Annotated in this window: 13 protein-coding genes and 1 pseudogene; 9 read left to right on the top strand and 5 right to left on the bottom strand. The window is 55.7% G+C overall.

Annotation, left to right across the window (positions count from 1 at the left end; genetic code table 11):
- The first annotated feature begins 102 nt into the window (after nt 1–102).
- The 6 genes from repA (at nt 103) to VQ830_RS25870 (ending at nt 7,267) form a co-directional block, all read left to right on the top strand.
- A complete protein-coding gene (gene repA, locus VQ830_RS25895) occupies nt 103–1,314 on the top strand; it encodes a plasmid partitioning protein RepA (RefSeq protein ID WP_337271046.1) in 1,212 nt (403 codons plus the stop codon).
- Between the two features lie 71 nt (nt 1,315–1,385).
- Nucleotides 1,386–2,357 (top strand): plasmid partitioning protein RepB, encoded by a 972-nt coding sequence (repB, locus tag VQ830_RS25890; protein WP_337271045.1) that lies wholly within the window; start codon nt 1,386–1,388, stop codon nt 2,355–2,357.
- 151 nt (nt 2,358–2,508) lie between these two features.
- Nucleotides 2,509–3,744 carry a plasmid replication protein RepC gene (gene repC, locus VQ830_RS25885; RefSeq protein ID WP_337271044.1) on the top strand — a complete coding sequence of 412 codons (1,236 nt, stop codon included), beginning with the start codon at nt 2,509–2,511 and terminating at the stop codon, nt 3,742–3,744.
- Between the two features lie 151 nt (nt 3,745–3,895).
- On the top strand, nt 3,896–4,366 hold the full coding sequence (locus tag VQ830_RS25880) for a tetratricopeptide repeat protein (protein ID WP_337271043.1): 471 nt from the start codon (nt 3,896–3,898) through the stop codon (nt 4,364–4,366).
- A 460-nt stretch (nt 4,367–4,826) separates the two neighbouring features.
- Entirely contained in the window at nt 4,827–6,794 is a 1,968-nt protein-coding gene (locus VQ830_RS25875) for a methyl-accepting chemotaxis protein (RefSeq protein WP_337271042.1), read from the top strand.
- Entirely contained in the window at nt 6,794–7,267 is a 474-nt protein-coding gene (locus VQ830_RS25870) for a chemotaxis protein CheW (RefSeq protein ID WP_337271041.1), read from the top strand. Before VQ830_RS25875 ends, VQ830_RS25870 begins: the two co-directional genes overlap by 1 nt.
- A gap of 93 nt (nt 7,268–7,360) precedes the next feature.
- Here VQ830_RS25870 and VQ830_RS25865 read toward each other — a convergent pair whose 3' ends face one another.
- Nucleotides 7,361–8,779, bottom strand: coding sequence for a sensor histidine kinase (locus VQ830_RS25865; protein ID WP_337271040.1), 1,419 nt, complete (start codon nt 8,777–8,779; stop codon nt 7,361–7,363).
- On the bottom strand, nt 8,780–9,445 hold the full coding sequence (locus tag VQ830_RS25860) for a response regulator (protein WP_337271039.1): 666 nt from the start codon (nt 9,443–9,445) through the stop codon (nt 8,780–8,782).
- Between the two features lie 261 nt (nt 9,446–9,706).
- Between VQ830_RS25860 and VQ830_RS25855 the strand changes: the two genes are divergently transcribed.
- Nucleotides 9,707–11,005, top strand: a complete 1,299-nt coding sequence (locus tag VQ830_RS25855) for an MFS transporter (RefSeq protein ID WP_337271038.1) — start codon at nt 9,707–9,709, stop codon at nt 11,003–11,005.
- 89 nt (nt 11,006–11,094) lie between these two features.
- Nucleotides 11,095–11,874: a substrate-binding domain-containing protein gene (locus tag VQ830_RS25850; protein ID WP_337271037.1), complete on the top strand. Its 780-nt coding sequence runs from the start codon at nt 11,095–11,097 to the stop codon at nt 11,872–11,874.
- Nucleotides 11,875–12,058: 184 nt separating this feature from the next.
- Here VQ830_RS25850 and VQ830_RS25845 read toward each other — a convergent pair whose 3' ends face one another.
- Both VQ830_RS25845 and VQ830_RS25840 read right to left on the bottom strand, forming a co-directional pair.
- Nucleotides 12,059–12,958, bottom strand: coding sequence for a recombinase family protein (locus tag VQ830_RS25845; protein WP_337271036.1), 900 nt, complete (start codon nt 12,956–12,958; stop codon nt 12,059–12,061).
- Nucleotides 12,959–13,307: 349 nt separating this feature from the next.
- Nucleotides 13,308–13,670: a metalloregulator ArsR/SmtB family transcription factor gene (locus tag VQ830_RS25840; RefSeq protein ID WP_438618731.1), complete on the bottom strand. Its 363-nt coding sequence runs from the start codon at nt 13,668–13,670 to the stop codon at nt 13,308–13,310.
- 158 nt (nt 13,671–13,828) lie between these two features.
- On the opposite strand from VQ830_RS25840, the gene VQ830_RS25835 reads away from it, so the two are divergent.
- Nucleotides 13,829–14,815 carry an acyl-CoA desaturase gene (locus tag VQ830_RS25835; RefSeq protein WP_337271034.1) on the top strand — a complete coding sequence of 329 codons (987 nt, stop codon included), beginning with the start codon at nt 13,829–13,831 and terminating at the stop codon, nt 14,813–14,815.
- Nucleotides 14,816–14,995: 180 nt separating this feature from the next.
- On the opposite strand, the pseudogene VQ830_RS25830 reads toward VQ830_RS25835, so the two are convergent.
- Nucleotides 14,996–15,267 (bottom strand): annotated as a pseudogene (locus tag VQ830_RS25830) (site-specific integrase); the annotation flags it as partial.
- Nucleotides 15,268–15,311: the final 44 nt, after the last annotated feature.

Raw genomic sequence — 15,311 nt, 5'->3', positions numbered from 1 at the left:
TTACGTTAACTTTAATTTCCTTGTCGGAATCAGAGAATCGGAGATAATGACGCTTACATGGCGGTTTCTCGCCAAAAATCGTTATCTAAGGTCAGATCGCCAATGAACGCTAATTCAGCTTCGGTCCAGCGGAAAGCCGCTGTCAACTTTGAAGACCAAATTCTCGAGCAAGGCGATCTCATCTCGCAAAAGCTTCATCTGCTCAGTATGCAACGGTTTCCGCCGAATGCCAGAAAGACGCTTCGGTCTTTTTCCTTAGCAGAAGTCGCCAATTATGTCGGCGTTTCGCAAAGCACGCTGAAGAAGTTACACTTGGATGGAAAAGGCCCCTCCCCGCAGACATCGACGTCGGGACGCCGATCATACACTGCAGATCAAATGCAGGAGCTTCGCGCCTACCTCGATCAACACGGCCGGTCCGAAAGCCGCATGTATGTTCCGCATCGCCGCCGCAGCGAGAAGCTTCAGGTTGTCGCCGTCGTGAACTTCAAGGGTGGCTCGGGTAAAACCACAACGGCGGCGCATCTCAGCCAATATCTCGCTTTGACCGGCCATAGGGTGCTTGCGGTAGACCTCGATCCGCAGGCGTCCTTGTCATCCCTTCACGGATTTCAGCCGGAACTCGATCAAGTGTCGTCGATCTACGATGCGATTCGCTACGATGCTGAGAAGAAGACGCTCTCCAGCATTATCCAGCCCACCAATTTTCCCGGCCTCGATATTGTCCCGGCCAATCTGGATCTGCAGGAATACGAATACGACACGCCGCTTGCCATGGCGGATCGGTCCACCAATGAAGGCAAGACCTTCTTTACGCGGATATCGCGAGCGCTGGCCGAGGTTGACGATCGCTACGACATCGTCGTGATCGATTGTCCACCACAACTCGGCTATCTGACCTTGACCGCCCTGACCGCTGCAACAAGCGTGCTGATCACAATCCATCCCCAGATGCTGGATGTGATGTCCATGGGGCAGTTCCTTCTCATGCTGGGCGGCATCTTGAAGCCCATCCGCTCTGCCGGCGCCGAGGTCAACCTTTCCTGGTACCGCTACGTCATCACCCGCTACGAGCCTACCGACGTCCCGCAAGCCCAAATGGTTGGCTTCATGTCGACGATGTTCCACGAGTTCATGCTCAAAAACCAGATGCTGAAGTCAACAGCGGTTTCCGATGCCGGTATCACCAAGCAGACTTTGTACGAGGTCGAGCGCGCTTCGATGAATCGCGCAACCTATGATCGGGCACTCGAGTCCTTAAACGCAGTCAATGCCGAAATTGCGGACCTGATCCACCAATCGTGGGGGCGCTGAATTTGTCAGCTGACAAAAACGCCCTTTTCCTCAATGAATTCATAATTCTATAGGCTTTTGGAGTAGTCGAAATGGCAAGAAAAAACCTTTTAGCTGGACTTGCCGATATGTCGGAGGAGGGGGGAACGTCGCACTCCTATCCGATGAGAGGGGCTGGTAAGTCATTGGTGCGTTCGCTCGACGAACTTGCAAAACAGGCTGACAAGTATCTTGAAGGCGAAGCCGTTGTCGAACTCGACCCCGACACCATTGACGATTCATTTATCCAAGACCGCTTGACCAAGGACGATGATGACTTCCGGGATCTCGTCGAAGCCATCCGCGCACGCGGTCAGGATAGCCCAATCCTCGTTCGGCCCCACCTCAGTGCTCAAGGTCGTTATCAGGTGGTGTTCGGGCATCGCAGGGTGAGGGCGGCACGCGAGCTTGGTCGGCAAGTTCGCGCTGTCGTTAAATCAATCGATGACAGAGATCACGTGATCGCGCAGGGCCAGGAAAACTCTGCCCGCGCCAATTTAACATTCATCGAGCGCGCGCTGTTCGCAAGGCGGCTTGATGAACGGGGATACAATAGAGAAGTGGTTGCCGCAGCGCTTGCTGCGAATGCAGGCTCATTGTCCAAGATGATGAGTGTCACCGAGCGCATCCCAAGTTCAGTTATCGAACAGATTGGGGCGGCGCCCGCTGTCGGACGTGAACGCTGGGTAGAACTGTCGCTTTTGATCGGTAAACCAGGCGGGGCAAGCAAGGCCCGCTCTATCCTTGAGGAAAAAGCATTTTCCTCGCTATCCTCGGACGAGAAATTTCTCGCACTTTATAATGCTTTGAATAAGGCTGCGCGGCCGGTCAAGAAAGTCGCTCCCGCAACGCAGGCAAAGTGGGCGGCAAGCGACAAGACGGTCGTTGCCGAGATCAAAAATAGCGGCAAAAGCTATTCAATTTCATTGAAGTCGAAGAATGCCGGGCGCTTCGGAGACTATTTATCGCGGAATTTGGAGCAGCTTTATGCCCGCTTCATAGAGGAAGAAAACAAAGGAGACTGAACAGCAAAAGAAAAAGGCCCCGCAACGTTGCCGTCGTGGAAGCCCTCTTCGTGTGTAGCAACTGAAGAATCGCATTTCCACGAATCACAGTCAAGAGTCTTTGGCACCGTTTTGGTGAGCAATATTCTTTTGCCTTCTTGAAGGTGAAGATATGCAAGGTGGAAATGTAACGACGCCCTTTGGGCGGCGAGCGATGTCGCTTGCCCTGTTTTCAAGACAACAAAAAGCGGCTGAACTCAAAAGCGGTAAAAGTGCCGATAAATGGAAGATCTATCGTGACGCCTGTGACGCAAGATCCCTTCTGGGATTGCGCGACAGAGCTCTGGCCGTATTAAGCGCTCTTCTCTCATTCTATCCAGATACCACTCTGAGAGAGGACGCCAATCTTGTCGTCTTCCCATCGAATGCACAGCTCAGCGCCAGAGCGAACGGAATAGCGGGAACGACCCTGCGTGAGAACCTCGCTATGCTGGTGGAAGCGGGACTGATCCAGCGCAACGATAGCCCGAATGGCAAGAGATATGTCCGCAAGGCATCAGATGGGTCTATCCAAACCGCATACGGCTTTAGCCTTGCCCCGTTGCTCGCAAGATCGGAAGAGCTCGCTAGTCTCGCCCAGCAAGTTGCAGAGGAAACCCAGCGCCTGAAAGCGACCAAGGAAAAACTGACGATAACACGCAGAGATATCCGCAAGCTCGTTTCGGCAGCCATTCATGAAAACGTTCAAGGTCACTGGCTGGAACTTGAAGAGCGTTATGTTCGTATTGTTTCCAAGCTCAAGCGTGCAAAGACCTTACCCGATTACCGGTGCATTCTGAAAGAGTTGGAATTGCTACGCGTAGAGGTCGTTAATCATCTGGAAAATCACATAAACTCGCAAAAAATCGACGCCAATGGTGCCGAAAGCCGCTGCCACATACAGAATACAGATTCTGAACTCTTAAATGAATCTGAACCTGGCTTTGAAAAAGAGCTGGGAGCAACGTTCATCGAACCGATAACAGGCATGTCCAAACCGCAGACAAAAGTGGAGCCCGTCAAATCATTCCCACTCGAGATCGTTTTGCGCGCTTGCCCCGAGATCGTAAGCTATGGCCCAACAGGAGCAATCGGAAACTGGCGCGACTTGATGTCGGCAGCGGTCATCGTCCGCTCTATGCTGGGGGTCAGCCCTGCGGCCTATCAGGAGGCTTGTGAGGTGATGGGGCCTGAAAACGCCGCGACGGCGATTGCAGCCATCTTCGAGCGGAGTGGCCACATCAATTCTCCCGGTGGATATCTGCGAGATCTCACTGGCAAAGCGCGCAAGGGAGAGTTTTCACTCGGGCCCATGCTTATGGCACTGCTGCGAGCAAGGGGTGGAGAACCTTTGAGAAGAGCGAGTTGAAGCTAAACCCAATCGGCTTGGCCTTTCAAGAAAAAAGCGCAGTCATCGGAGGGACAAACAGTCCAGCTTTGATTGAATGGCGTCGCTTGTTGACCATAGGGGGGAGGTAAAATCTTCGAAACCGCATCTGTTTTATCTGACGAGGTTCCTTGTGCTTGTTCTCCTCGCGGACAGCTTTGATCGCTCGGCGACAGCGCAAAACACGATAGAGCGCGCTTTGAACGGGCAAACCTGTAAGCAACCGTCGGGCGGACTATCTTCAATTGCGGCCTGCGACAGATTGGTTTCGTCAGGTCGGTATACCGGACATGCGCTTGCCGTTATTTTGAATGGTCGCGGCCTGCTGCGTTTCAAGGATGGGGAGACAGAGGGAGCCTTGGCTGACTACAATGTAACAATCGTTGCCGATGAAGGTCTCGGTGCACCCTACTACAACCGTGGTCTAGCCTTCGTCCAGTTTCATCGACTTCGAGAGGCGACCGATAGTTTTGGCGAGGCAGGAAGGCGCGTGCCTGATAAAGCCGCGATCTGGTATAACCGGGGTGTCGCTCGCGTCATGACAGGCGATTTTAAAGATGCACTGCCAGATTTCGATCGTGCCATTGCTTTAGACCCGCGATAGCTCTGGCCTTTGGGTATCGCGGAGCGGTGTATGTCAACCTCGGAAAGATCGAGGAGGTTATCACCGATCTGGAAACGGCGCACAGGCTGGACCCCACAAACCGAAAGATTGCTGCGGCATTAGGCTAAAGCGGCGCGTCCGGGGCCGTAAAATCAGCCTTCGCAACGACGGTAACTAAGGTCAAATGCCACGAATTCAGCCAGGAACGTTGAGTCAGAATTCGATGGTGAGCTCCGCTGCAAAGCGAGCAGAGGGCGCGTCCAGAGCGGCTCATTCCGCATGGGAACGAGCCAAGTTTGCGTCTTAAAATTCGGCATCACATCTTGCTCAGTCATGGTCAACGAAATGTAAAAATAAGTAATATAAAGAAAGAATTAGGTATATATCTGTTTCCTGAGGAACAAATGGAGATTTAAAGCTTTATCGGGCCGGAAATGAACCAATTATCCGGATCACTTTGATGAATAACATCTCAATTATTGGAAAATTCTTAACTATTATGGCCCTGTTCGGCGTGTTTGCCCTTGGCGTTGCCGGCTATGCAGGCCTGAGAATTACTGGAATCGATACGTCTTATACGGATTTGCTCAATCATGAAACTGCTGCAGCTACCGCAGTCGCCCGAGCAAATCGCACATTACAAGGCGCCCGTACGGCCATTGCCGAACTGACGATCGCCCGCACCGAGGCGGATAATGCCAGCGCCGAACAGGAAATCTCCTCTGGCCGCGCGAGCTTCTCGAAATTCATGGACGCCGCCATTGCCGGGGCGCCCCAACGTTCTGATCTCGTCGCGATCAAAGCAGAGGGTCTTCAAGTTATCGACGGCGCCTGCGCGAACACCATCGCTTTGGGCAAAGGTGGAAGCTCGGATGCGGACACTAGAAAGGCTCAGGACGCTTTCATCAACGAATGTCAGTCGGCATTTCGTGTCATCACGCCGAAGCTGGCGCAGATCGTAGATCAGCTTGGCGATGTTGCAGATCAGAAAGGCGACGAACTGTCTTCGGCATCAAGCCAAGCTGCGGTGATGACGGTTGGTAGCATCGTCCTCGGCCTCCTGATCGTTCTCGCCATCGGGTTCTTTGCAATTCGCAGCTGGCTTGTCCTGCCGATCCGCAATATGCAAGCGACGATGCGCACGCTCGCTGACGGTGATCTTTCAGTCACCGTTGATGGTATAGATCGTCGCGACGAAGTTGGCGGCATGGCCAAGGCCGTGCAGGTCTTCAAAGACAATGGCTTGCGTGGCAGGGAACTGGAACGTGAAGCGGAAAACGTGCGGAACACGAGCGAAGCCGAACGGGCTCGCGTCGCCGAACTTGACCGCAAACGGGCAGAGGAAATGGCAGAGGCCACTTCTGGTCTTGCCGACGGTCTAAAACACTTGTCGAATGGCGACTTGCGGTTCCAGCTGAGCCAGCCCTTTGCTCCGGAATTCGAAACTCTGCGCAACGACTTCAACGCCGCCGTTAGCCAGCTTTGCGAAACGCTGTCTGCCGTCGCGCGTGCCACCGGCTCTATCGATAACGGTTCGCGGGAGATCAGCCAAGCTGCCGAAGATCTGTCGAAGCGCACGGAGCAGCAGGCAGCTTCGTTGGAGGAAACTGCTGCCGCCCTCGACCAGATCACAACCAATGTCGCCAACTCTTCCAAACGCGCAGAAGAAGCACGCCACATGGCAGCCGATGCCAATCAATCGGCAAGACAGTCTGGTGAAGTCGTCTCGAACGCTGTTGATGCTATGCAGCGCATTGAGCATTCGTCGAGCCAGATTTCCAACATCATTGGGGTGATCGACGAAATTGCCTTCCAGACAAACCTGCTGGCGCTGAACGCCGGGGTCGAAGCGGCCCGTGCCGGTGAAGCTGGTAAAGGCTTTGCAGTGGTTGCGCAGGAAGTACGTGAACTTGCCCAACGGTCTGCCCAGGCAGCAAAGGAAATTAAGGAACTGATCCGTAATTCGGCCAGCGAAGTCAGCAATGGTGTGAAGCTGGTCCGTGACACCGGTGAAGCGCTGAAGGCAATCGAGACCTATGTCGTCACGATCAATACCCAGCTCGATGCCATCGCGACCTCATCGCGCGAACAATCGGTTGGTCTCGCCGAGGTCAATACAGCAGTCAATCAGATGGACCAGGTAACACAGCAGAATGCTGCCATGGTGGAGCAATCGACGGCTGCAAGTTCTTCGCTTGCCTCTGAAGCCGGCCGTCTGCGCGAGCTGATCTCACAGTTTCAACTTGGTAACGGTCAGAGCGCAGCAATCTCTCGCGCAGCGGTGTCTGGCGCCATGGCCAGGGGACCAGTCGTTGCGGACGTCTACCATCTTCCGAAGGCTTCGCCCGCAAAGCGGATGGTAGGGCAGGTTGCCCGCGCCATGGGTGCGCAGAGCGCGGCACAGCCTGACAGCTGGGAGGAGTTCTGATGCAAGCGGCACTGAATGGTCAGGCAAAGTCCCTCGAAATTCTCGCTTTCCGGCTGCATGGCCAGGAGTTTTGCGTCAAGACGACAACGATCAGGGAAATCAGAGGCTGGGTTCCTGCCACCCACTTGCCACATGCTCCGGCGGAAGTGGTTGGGGTGATCAACCTTCGCGGCACGGTCGTTCCAATCGTTGATCTTGCGGTGAAGCTGGGCATGGAAGCGATGGTAGCAAGCGAGCGAAGCGCCATCGTGGTGGCAGAGGTCTCCGGTACCGTTATCGGGCTCCTGGTCGATGCAGTGTCCGATATTCTGACGGTTGCCTCCGACAACCTGCAGCCGGTTCCGCAAGCGACGATTGGTGGTCTGGATTTCTCTGAAGGAATGATCGTGACAGATTCCGGAATGATCTGTTTTCTCAACCTTCAACGCCTCTTCGGGGAAGGGGAATTTGCCGACTGCGGCATAGCCGCTTGAACCGGAAAACATGGATTGACGTTTAGAGGAAGCCCTGGGAACACCCTCCAGGGCTTCTTTCGTTTGCGTTTTTTTACATGCGCCCGAAGAAAATCAGTCTGGCGACTTCGCTTGAGATAGGCGCAGGCTAAGCCTTGCGCGCAATCCACGGCCCGACGCGGCATCGCCGAGACTGATCAATCCGCCATGAAGGTCAGCGATACGGCGCGCAATCGCAAGGCCAAGACCCGAACCTGGCTTCCCGTCGCCGCGGGTAATCTGGTAGAAGCGCTGAAAGACACGGCTTCGCTCCTCCTCCGGAATACCCGGTCCCTCATCCTCAACCGCAATTGTGCCCGTTGTAGCGTCCATCATCCCTCGGACCGTGACGCAAGCGCCTGCGGGACTATGGGCAATCGCGTTTTCGACCAGGTTGGTGATGACCTCCTTGAGGAGCAGCGGATTGCCCGTAACGGTAATGGCTTCGTCAGGCGCATCGAGCAGGATGTCGACATCTTGACTGATCGCTTTGGGCGCTTGCTCGGCCAAGACGTCTGCGGCAAGGCGGCCGAGATCGACAACCTGATCGAGATCGAGAGGACCGCTTTTGGCATCGACGCGCGCGAGCACGATCAATTGCTGAAGCATACGCTGGAGGCGCGTTACACCGTTCTGAGCTTCGCCTAGCGTGGAAAGAAGGTCGTCCTGGCCGACGGCTTGTCGCGCAAGCAGCTCAAGATGGAGTTTGACGCCACCGAGCGGCGAGCGCAATTGATGGGAGGCGTCAGCCGTAAAATCGCGGACCCCCGCGATTGTTTCATCCAGCCGCTCCATGAGCGTGTTGATCGCCGAAACAAGATCAATCGCCTCTTCTGGCACCCGTGAGGTATCGATGCGAGCAAAGGGAATGGCACCAGGCGACGCACGTCCCAGAAGCTCCTGGCTGATCTCAGTCAGTGGCAACAGTCCGCGTAAAATGGCCAGGTAAGACAAGATGGCGGCGGCGCTGAGGAGAACAGCTTCGAAGAACACGAGAACGACGATCATTCGCGCTTCCATATTCAACCGGCTGTTCAGCGTCTCCGCCAGTTTGACGGTGAGAGGGTGCGCAAAACCCTCGACAGTGCGTGTCGTCATCGCAATGCGCACTTGGTTACCCTTCAAATCGGCCGGCACATGCATGATGGTACCAGTGGGGGGAGGGGGCGTTTCCAGCGCACAAAGTTCTGCGTCGCCTCGCTGAAAACCGGTATCGTCAGAGATACAAAAGGCCGATCTGTCGTTTTCCTCCCCGCTCAGGATCTCAATCGCGCCCCTTGCAACCGTGTCATCGAGATTCGTGGTACCCCGTCCAGTCGCTCGATCGACGATAGAGACGAGTGCGGCATCGAGGAGACGATCCTGCGTCATGCTCACAACGCTATGGATGAGGAAAGATCCGCCGATGCCAAAGATGATTGCCAAGACACCGACTGGTAAGACCATATTCCGCAGAAGGCGTTGACGAATTGAAGGTACCGCGCTTGCATCCATTCACTCGACCTCGAGAATATAACCGACTCCACGGATGGTGCGAATGTTCGGGCCGTTCGGTTCGAGCTTCTTGCGCAGCCGGCCGAGGTATAGTTCTACGGCATTCGGGGTCAGTGCATCCTCGAAATTCGAAATCGCAGAGGCAAGTCGCTCCTTCTGAACGACTTGGCCGGCACGACTGAGAAGAAGAACCAGCACTGAATATTCCCTGGGGCGCAGAAAGAGTGTGCGTCCGGCAAGCGTTACCGTGCCGGAATTGCGGTCAATGGAAAGCGCACCGCACGTCAGAATGGGGCTTGGCTGCTTCTGGCCGCGCCGCACGAGTGAGCGGACGCGCGCCTCAAATTCCTCAAGCGCGAATGGCTTGGTAAGATAGTCGTCGGCACCAACGTCAAGCCCAGCAACTCTGTCGGGAATGGCATCGCGTGCAGTCAGGATCATGACCGGTGTTGTCGAGCCGGCTTGCCGTAGCGCCTTGAGAACCGTGAGCCCATCCATTTCGGGCAGGCCGATGTCGAGGACCACGAGGGCGTAGTCTTCCTCAAGCGCCGCGGAAAGCCCGTCACGGCCATTGTCGAGGCGATCGACCGCATAGCCTGCCGCCACAAGCGCCGCCGCGATCCCACGCGCCAACGACGGGTCATCCTCCACAATGAGGACCCGCATGCCTTCCTCCCTCGTCAGTTGTTTCGGCTTAGATCAAGCATGGAGGATGGGTCCACGACAAGACAATTTCGCTGCACCTCGGCGGCGTGACAGGATCGTGACAGGAAAACTGCGGTAAGCCGTTGGGATTGAGTTTGGTAAAGCCGCGTTCGCGGTCTGCCGTCGATACGCGGCGCAGGCCAACGCGACCAGCGCCCGACCGTTCGCATGGAGACTGGAGGACCCAAGTTGGGTACGTCTCATGCATAGGGAGAAACAAACATGACTGAAAACACACGCTCATCCCGCGTTGGCACCGTACTGCGCGTAACAAGCGGCAATTTCCTCGAGATGTTCGACTTTTTCCTGGTCGGCATCTATGCCAGCAACATCGCCAAGACCTTCTTCCCGTCGAACAATGAAGTCGCGTCGCTTATGCTGACCTTCATGACCTTCGGCGCGGGGTTCTTGATGCGCCCGCTCGGCGCAATCTTCCTTGGCGCCTATGTCGATAAGATTGGACGCCGCCAGGGTCTTATCGTCACGCTCAGCATCATGGCGCTTGGCACGGTGCTGATTGCCTTCGTGCCCGGGGTACAAACAATCGGGCTCTTCGCACCGCTTCTTGTTCTTATTGGACGCCTTTTGCAGGGCTTTTCCGCTGGTGTGGAACTCGGCGGCGTCTCGGTTTATCTGGCGGAGATGTCGACACCGGGTAAAAAGGGCTTCTACGTCTCTTGGCAGTCAGGCAGCCAACAGGTTGCCATCATGGTGGCAGCCGTTCTCGGCTATGGGCTGAATTCTCTGATGCCGCAGAACATGGTGGCGGACTGGGGCTGGCGCATACCCTTCTTCATCGGCTGCGGTATCGTTCCGTTCCTGTTTTATATAAGGCGTTCCCTCGAAGAAACGAAGGAATTTGCCGCCCGTCAGCATCGCCCGACGATGACGCAGCTCTATCAGACGCTGGCCAGCAACTGGGGGATCGTCCTGCTTGGCATGCTGATGGTCGTCATGACGACTGTCTCGTTCTATGCCATCACCGTTTATACGCCGACCTTTGGTAAGAGCGTCCTGAAGCTTTCAGAGACCGACAGTCTTCTCGTGACGTTCTGCGTTGCTTTGTCGAACTTCTTCTGGCTACCCGTCATGGGCGCTGTGTCAGACCGCGTCGGTCGCAAGCCGGTCCTGGTAATCTTTTCGGCGCTCTCCCTGATAACAGCCTATCCCGTTATGGCCTGGCTCGTTTCTGCACCAAGCTTCGAGCGCATGCTGATCGCCGAACTCTGGCTCAGCTTCCTTTATGCAAGCTACAATGGCGCAATGGTGGTTGCTCTTACGGAAATCGTGCCGCCTATCGTTCGAACAGCAGGATTCTCGCTTGCCTATTCGCTCGCCACGGCGGTATTTGGCGGCTTCACGCCGGCTATCGCCACATGGCTTATCCAGCAAACTGGCGACAAGGCCGCCCCGGGTTATTGGCTTGCCTTTGCGGGCGGGTGCGGACTCGTTGCGACCCTTCTCGTCTACCGCAAGGTGACAGACGGCGCACGGGCAAGCACCATCGCTGCCAAGGCATGATAGAGGACGTGGGACAGCCCGCCTTCTGTCCCACTCTCATTTCCGTCTATTCTCTTTTGAAGTTAATCCCGTCCAGGAGGAGTTTTGGGATGAAGCGCACCGCAGCGGCATTTGCCGCCATCTTTCTGTTTGTTGCTCCCGACGCATTTGCCGATACGATCAAAGTGGTCTCCTCAGGCGGTTTTGCTGCCGCCTACAAGGAACTCATACCCGAATTCGAGAAGCGGACCGGCAACAAGGTCATCTCCGAATGGGGGCCGTCGATGGGGACGACCAAGGATGCTGTACCGCAGCGCCTGGCTCGCCACGAAGATATCGACGTCCTGATCATGGTTGGGTACGCCCTCGACAAGCTGATCGCCGATAAGGCGGTGATTGCCGATACGCGCATGCCGCTTGCCCAGTCTGGGATAGGTATCGTCATCAAGGAAGGCGCACCGGCTCCCGACGTCAGCACGCCTGAGGCGCTCAAGAAGGCGCTTCTAGCAGCCAAATCCGTCGCTTATTCCGACAGTGCTTCCGGCGTCTATATCGAAAAGGAAATGTTCGACAAATTGGGCGTCAAGGCCGAAATGGCGAACAAGGCTAAGATGATCCCTGCTGTGCCGGTTGGCTCGGTTGTCGCCTCGGGCGAATATGAGATTGGCTTTCAGCAAGTCTCCGAGTTGAAGCCGATCAAAGGTATCAAGCTCATCGGTCAGGTTCCGGGCGACCTGCAAAAGATCACCGTGTTCTCCGCTGGCGTGGTTGAAGGGTCCCAGCATGTTGCGGCTGCGCGCGCCTTGATCGACTTCCTAGCCGATCCCGCCAATGCTTCGACCATCCGCGACAGCGGAATGGAACCACTGGGCAAGGCTTCTGCGAAGTAAGCTGGGTTTCCCTGTTCGGAGCCAAGGAAGATGGCGGTAGTGCTTGGAGACTTCAAGCACTGGCCGTCCTTTTCATGAGACCTTGCATCCTCACGCAGTAGGCCCAGCTGGCAGCGGTATCACCAAGAGCAAAACCTGGACGTTCTTTCGTGCAGGCAAGGCGGTCGCAATTGATTTGGTGCCTCTAATGACGGATCAGACCGAAGCGATAGGCCTCATCCAGCAGGTGACGAACGGAGGAGGCCTGCCATTTACGCCCGCCGCGTGCAGGCTGTTCGCCCATCTGCTCGAGTTGCCTGGCAATGTCGCGCAGCGAGAGGCTGGGATCAGCAATGGCGATTGCCGCAACCACCTGCATAAGGTGGTCTTGCGGAGTGCGACGGGGCGAGCGGGCCAAAAGGGACGGGTCGGCCAATTTCTCATGGATCATTCGCTTGACCGCGCGGCGCAGCCGCTCCACCGTCCAGTCTTGGCCTTGGCGATTGAGCACCCTCACAACATTGTCCCAACTATGCTGAGGGCGAAGTTTTTGGACCATCGGGAGCCATGTTTGAGCGGAGGGGATCAGTTCACCGAGATAACGTTTCTTTCGCGCTTTGGAGACTGCTTCGATCGCTTCCGGTCGTCGTTCCCGAAGTCCAGGATTGCCCGGTAGCCTGCCGCGTCCTTTTGCGGCTTTAATGCCCGCTTTGGTTCGCTCGACGGTCAATGCGCGTTCGAGCCGTACGACAGCTCTGATGACTTCAAGAGAAAACTTTCCCTCTGCCGTGGTGGTGTCGATCGGATCGCGGATCGATCGAAAATGAATGTCGCGCCCTTCAAGGTCTTCGATGACCTGTAACAGATGATTGACCGAACGGGCGAGGCGATCCAGTTGTACGACAACAAGCACGTCGCCAGCAGCAAGCTCGCCAAGCAACCTCGTCAGAACCGGTCGCGCCGGGGAAGTGCCAGATACAGGCTCCTCAAAAATCCGCTCGCAGCCAGCGGCACGCAATTCCTCCATCTGCGTATCGTGGAGCTGCTCCTCGGTTGAGATGCGTGCGTAGCCGATAAGACGTTTGGTGCCTTCTAGTTTCGTCATGGATGTCTTCTCGGAATCAGAGCTTGCTGTACAAAAAATAAAGCATGAGTAAACGTATATTTACAAGCGTCTTTTGTGGCCCAACAGGACGGCCATGTGATCGCAAATACGGATGCGGATGAGTAGAACCAAGGTTTCTATGGAGACGCGCGCTGGTGGGTCTTAGTGAAGAAACACGAGATGCAGCGTATGAACTATCGATCAATACCTTGTCTTCCGCTTGGCGTCGATAACCATAGGCTCACTCGATCTCGCCCTAATGCGTCTAGCTTCGATCGAACGGCTCGGCAGAAATGCGGCAAGACACTATCAGAAGGCAGAGTTTCGGTTTGCCTTCAAAAAAGCGGCTTCACTCTTTTGTCTCTTCCGCATCAATCTTTGCACTGGCGATCTGCCGGCTCTCCTTTTTAATTGGGCGTGCAACCGGGCAGACATCCTGCACAAAACCGTTCAGCGTGTTGGCAAGGTTATTGGGTACGATCGAGTAGTGGATGAACTGCCCCCGCCGCTCTTTAGCAATCAGACCTGCATTTTCCAGGATGCCGAGATGCTGGGATATAGAAGGCTTCGACATATCGAAGCGAGCCGCGATCTCGCCTGCTGTCAGGGAAGCATGAGCCAAATATGCCAGGATGCGTCGACGCGGCGCTGACGCCAGCGCCTCGAAGACCCGTTGAAACGAGCCATTCGCGCTTAACGCATCTTCCATCATCTCATCCGATTTCTGCTCTTCCACCTTAACCTCGAAAATTAGAAATAGGTAATTGCCTAAATACCTAAATTAATGCATAGGTATTTAACCTAATGCCTAAATATCCCCTTGCCGACGCCTTTGCAAGGTAGAGGCGACGCAAAGTTCCGGAGGCCACAATGGCAACCCTAACGAAGCAGACTCTTTCCACTGAACGTATGATCGCGAGCCCGTCAAGCAACGCGACTGAGGGCAAGGTTGTTTGGATGCCGACGAAATCAGTCTGGTCCGGCGCGCTAACGCTGATCGCATTGACGGTCGGCCCGCTCACTTTCAGCTGGGGCGCTTTCGCGCTCTTCGTATTCTCGACGGCAATCACCATCTGCGCTGGTCATTCGGTTGGGATGCACCGCCTGCTTATTCATCGTTCGTTCCGAACCGACAAGAGGATCGAATATTTCCTCATGTATCTGGGCACGCTGGTCGGTATGGCAGGTCCTTTTGGGATGATCTACGCACACGATGTCCGCGACTGGGCACAGCGTCAGCGTGACTGCCACCCGCTCTATGCCCATCGCCGGTCGTTCTTTGTCGATGCCTGGTGGCAGATGCATTGTGCGGTGAAGCTGAGATTTCCTCCTACCTTCGTCGTCGAGGAGACCGTGCGCGAAGACCGCTTCTATCAATTCCTCGAGCGGACGTGGATGGCGCAGCAACTACCATGGGCGATAGTGTTCGTTGCCATCGGCGGTTGGAGCTGGGTGGTTTGGGGGATTGCGGTGCGGGTCTCGGTCTCGCTGACAGGCCATTGGCTGATAGGTCATTTTGCCCACCGCCGCGGCCATCAAGGCTGGAGGGTCGATGACGTCGCGGTTCAGGGTTACAATCTGCCCGCTTTTGGATTGGTCACCTTCGGCGAGGCGTTTCATGGCAATCACCATGCCTTTCCCCAGTCCGCGCGCCTTGGTCTGGAAGTTGGCCAAATCGACCTCGGCTGGACCTTCATCCGGCTTCTCATGGCACTGCGTCTCGCCGACGAGGTTAAGCTTCCCGAAAATACGCAGGCTCGTCAGGGACTGCAGCGCCTGCCTGATGCTGGGGTTTATGTACCTCGGGCATGTCTGAGGACATGCAAAGGGTGCCCGTTTTCGGCAAAGCGCACATGAGCAGTGCGAGCATATATGAGCGGGAGGTCCAGCGGTCGCTCCAGATTGTGGGTTTTATCACTCGATTGAGGGCGCACGATATGGGCGAAGATCACGTCAGGCGTCGGGGCGCTGAGCCTCAAACGCTGATAGTGAGATTGGTGAGACCGTTACCAGCTTCATTGACTGGCATGCTGGCGATCAGAGCAACACGGAAGAGCGCGGCGATGCCTGCTGCACTGACAGATGCCTTGATTGTTCCATGGCCTCTTGCAGCGGAATGCTGCGGCTGGCCGCTTGCGCCAGGTATCCCGACCTTAGCCATTGGGCGGGAACTCCGCGCTCTCCAGCCCCGCCATCTGCACGCGTTGTTTTAGGATTGTATTGACTAACTGCGGATCAAACGCTCGGCGCGAGATGGTGCCCCAGCGCCCAATCCCCGGGAATACACTCCCTTTGTCGATCTTTGCGGCCGTTCATCCTCAAATGTTGAACATCATGTCGATGAGCCAGTTTC

Origin of the sequence: Oryzifoliimicrobium ureilyticum (assembly GCF_037199735.1) — a bacterium.
In the GTDB taxonomy this organism is placed as follows: Bacteria; Pseudomonadota; Alphaproteobacteria; order Rhizobiales; family Rhizobiaceae; genus Rhizobium; species Rhizobium ureilyticus.
This window is presented reverse-complemented; position numbering and strand designations above follow the sequence as displayed.

What these genes read in the sequence shown, in the direction of transcription:
- repA (WP_337271046.1), top strand. Translation starts at nt 103, where the DNA reads ATGAACGCTAATTCAGCTTCGGTCCAGCGGAAAGCCGCTGTCAACTTT.
- repB (WP_337271045.1), top strand. Translation starts at nt 1,386, where the DNA reads ATGGCAAGAAAAAACCTTTTAGCTGGACTTGCCGATATGTCGGAGGAG.
- repC (WP_337271044.1), top strand. Translation starts at nt 2,509, where the DNA reads ATGCAAGGTGGAAATGTAACGACGCCCTTTGGGCGGCGAGCGATGTCG.
- VQ830_RS25875 (WP_337271042.1), top strand. Translation starts at nt 4,827, where the DNA reads ATGAATAACATCTCAATTATTGGAAAATTCTTAACTATTATGGCCCTG.
- VQ830_RS25870 (WP_337271041.1), top strand. Translation starts at nt 6,794, where the DNA reads ATGCAAGCGGCACTGAATGGTCAGGCAAAGTCCCTCGAAATTCTCGCT.
- VQ830_RS25865 (WP_337271040.1), bottom strand. Translation starts at nt 8,779, where the DNA reads ATGGATGCAAGCGCGGTACCTTCAATTCGTCAACGCCTTCTGCGGAAT.
- VQ830_RS25860 (WP_337271039.1), bottom strand. Translation starts at nt 9,445, where the DNA reads ATGCGGGTCCTCATTGTGGAGGATGACCCGTCGTTGGCGCGTGGGATC.
- VQ830_RS25855 (WP_337271038.1), top strand. Translation starts at nt 9,707, where the DNA reads ATGACTGAAAACACACGCTCATCCCGCGTTGGCACCGTACTGCGCGTA.
- VQ830_RS25850 (WP_337271037.1), top strand. Translation starts at nt 11,095, where the DNA reads ATGAAGCGCACCGCAGCGGCATTTGCCGCCATCTTTCTGTTTGTTGCT.
- VQ830_RS25845 (WP_337271036.1), bottom strand. Translation starts at nt 12,958, where the DNA reads ATGACGAAACTAGAAGGCACCAAACGTCTTATCGGCTACGCACGCATC.
- VQ830_RS25840 (WP_438618731.1), bottom strand. Translation starts at nt 13,670, where the DNA reads ATGATGGAAGATGCGTTAAGCGCGAATGGCTCGTTTCAACGGGTCTTC.
- VQ830_RS25835 (WP_337271034.1), top strand. Translation starts at nt 13,829, where the DNA reads ATGGCAACCCTAACGAAGCAGACTCTTTCCACTGAACGTATGATCGCG.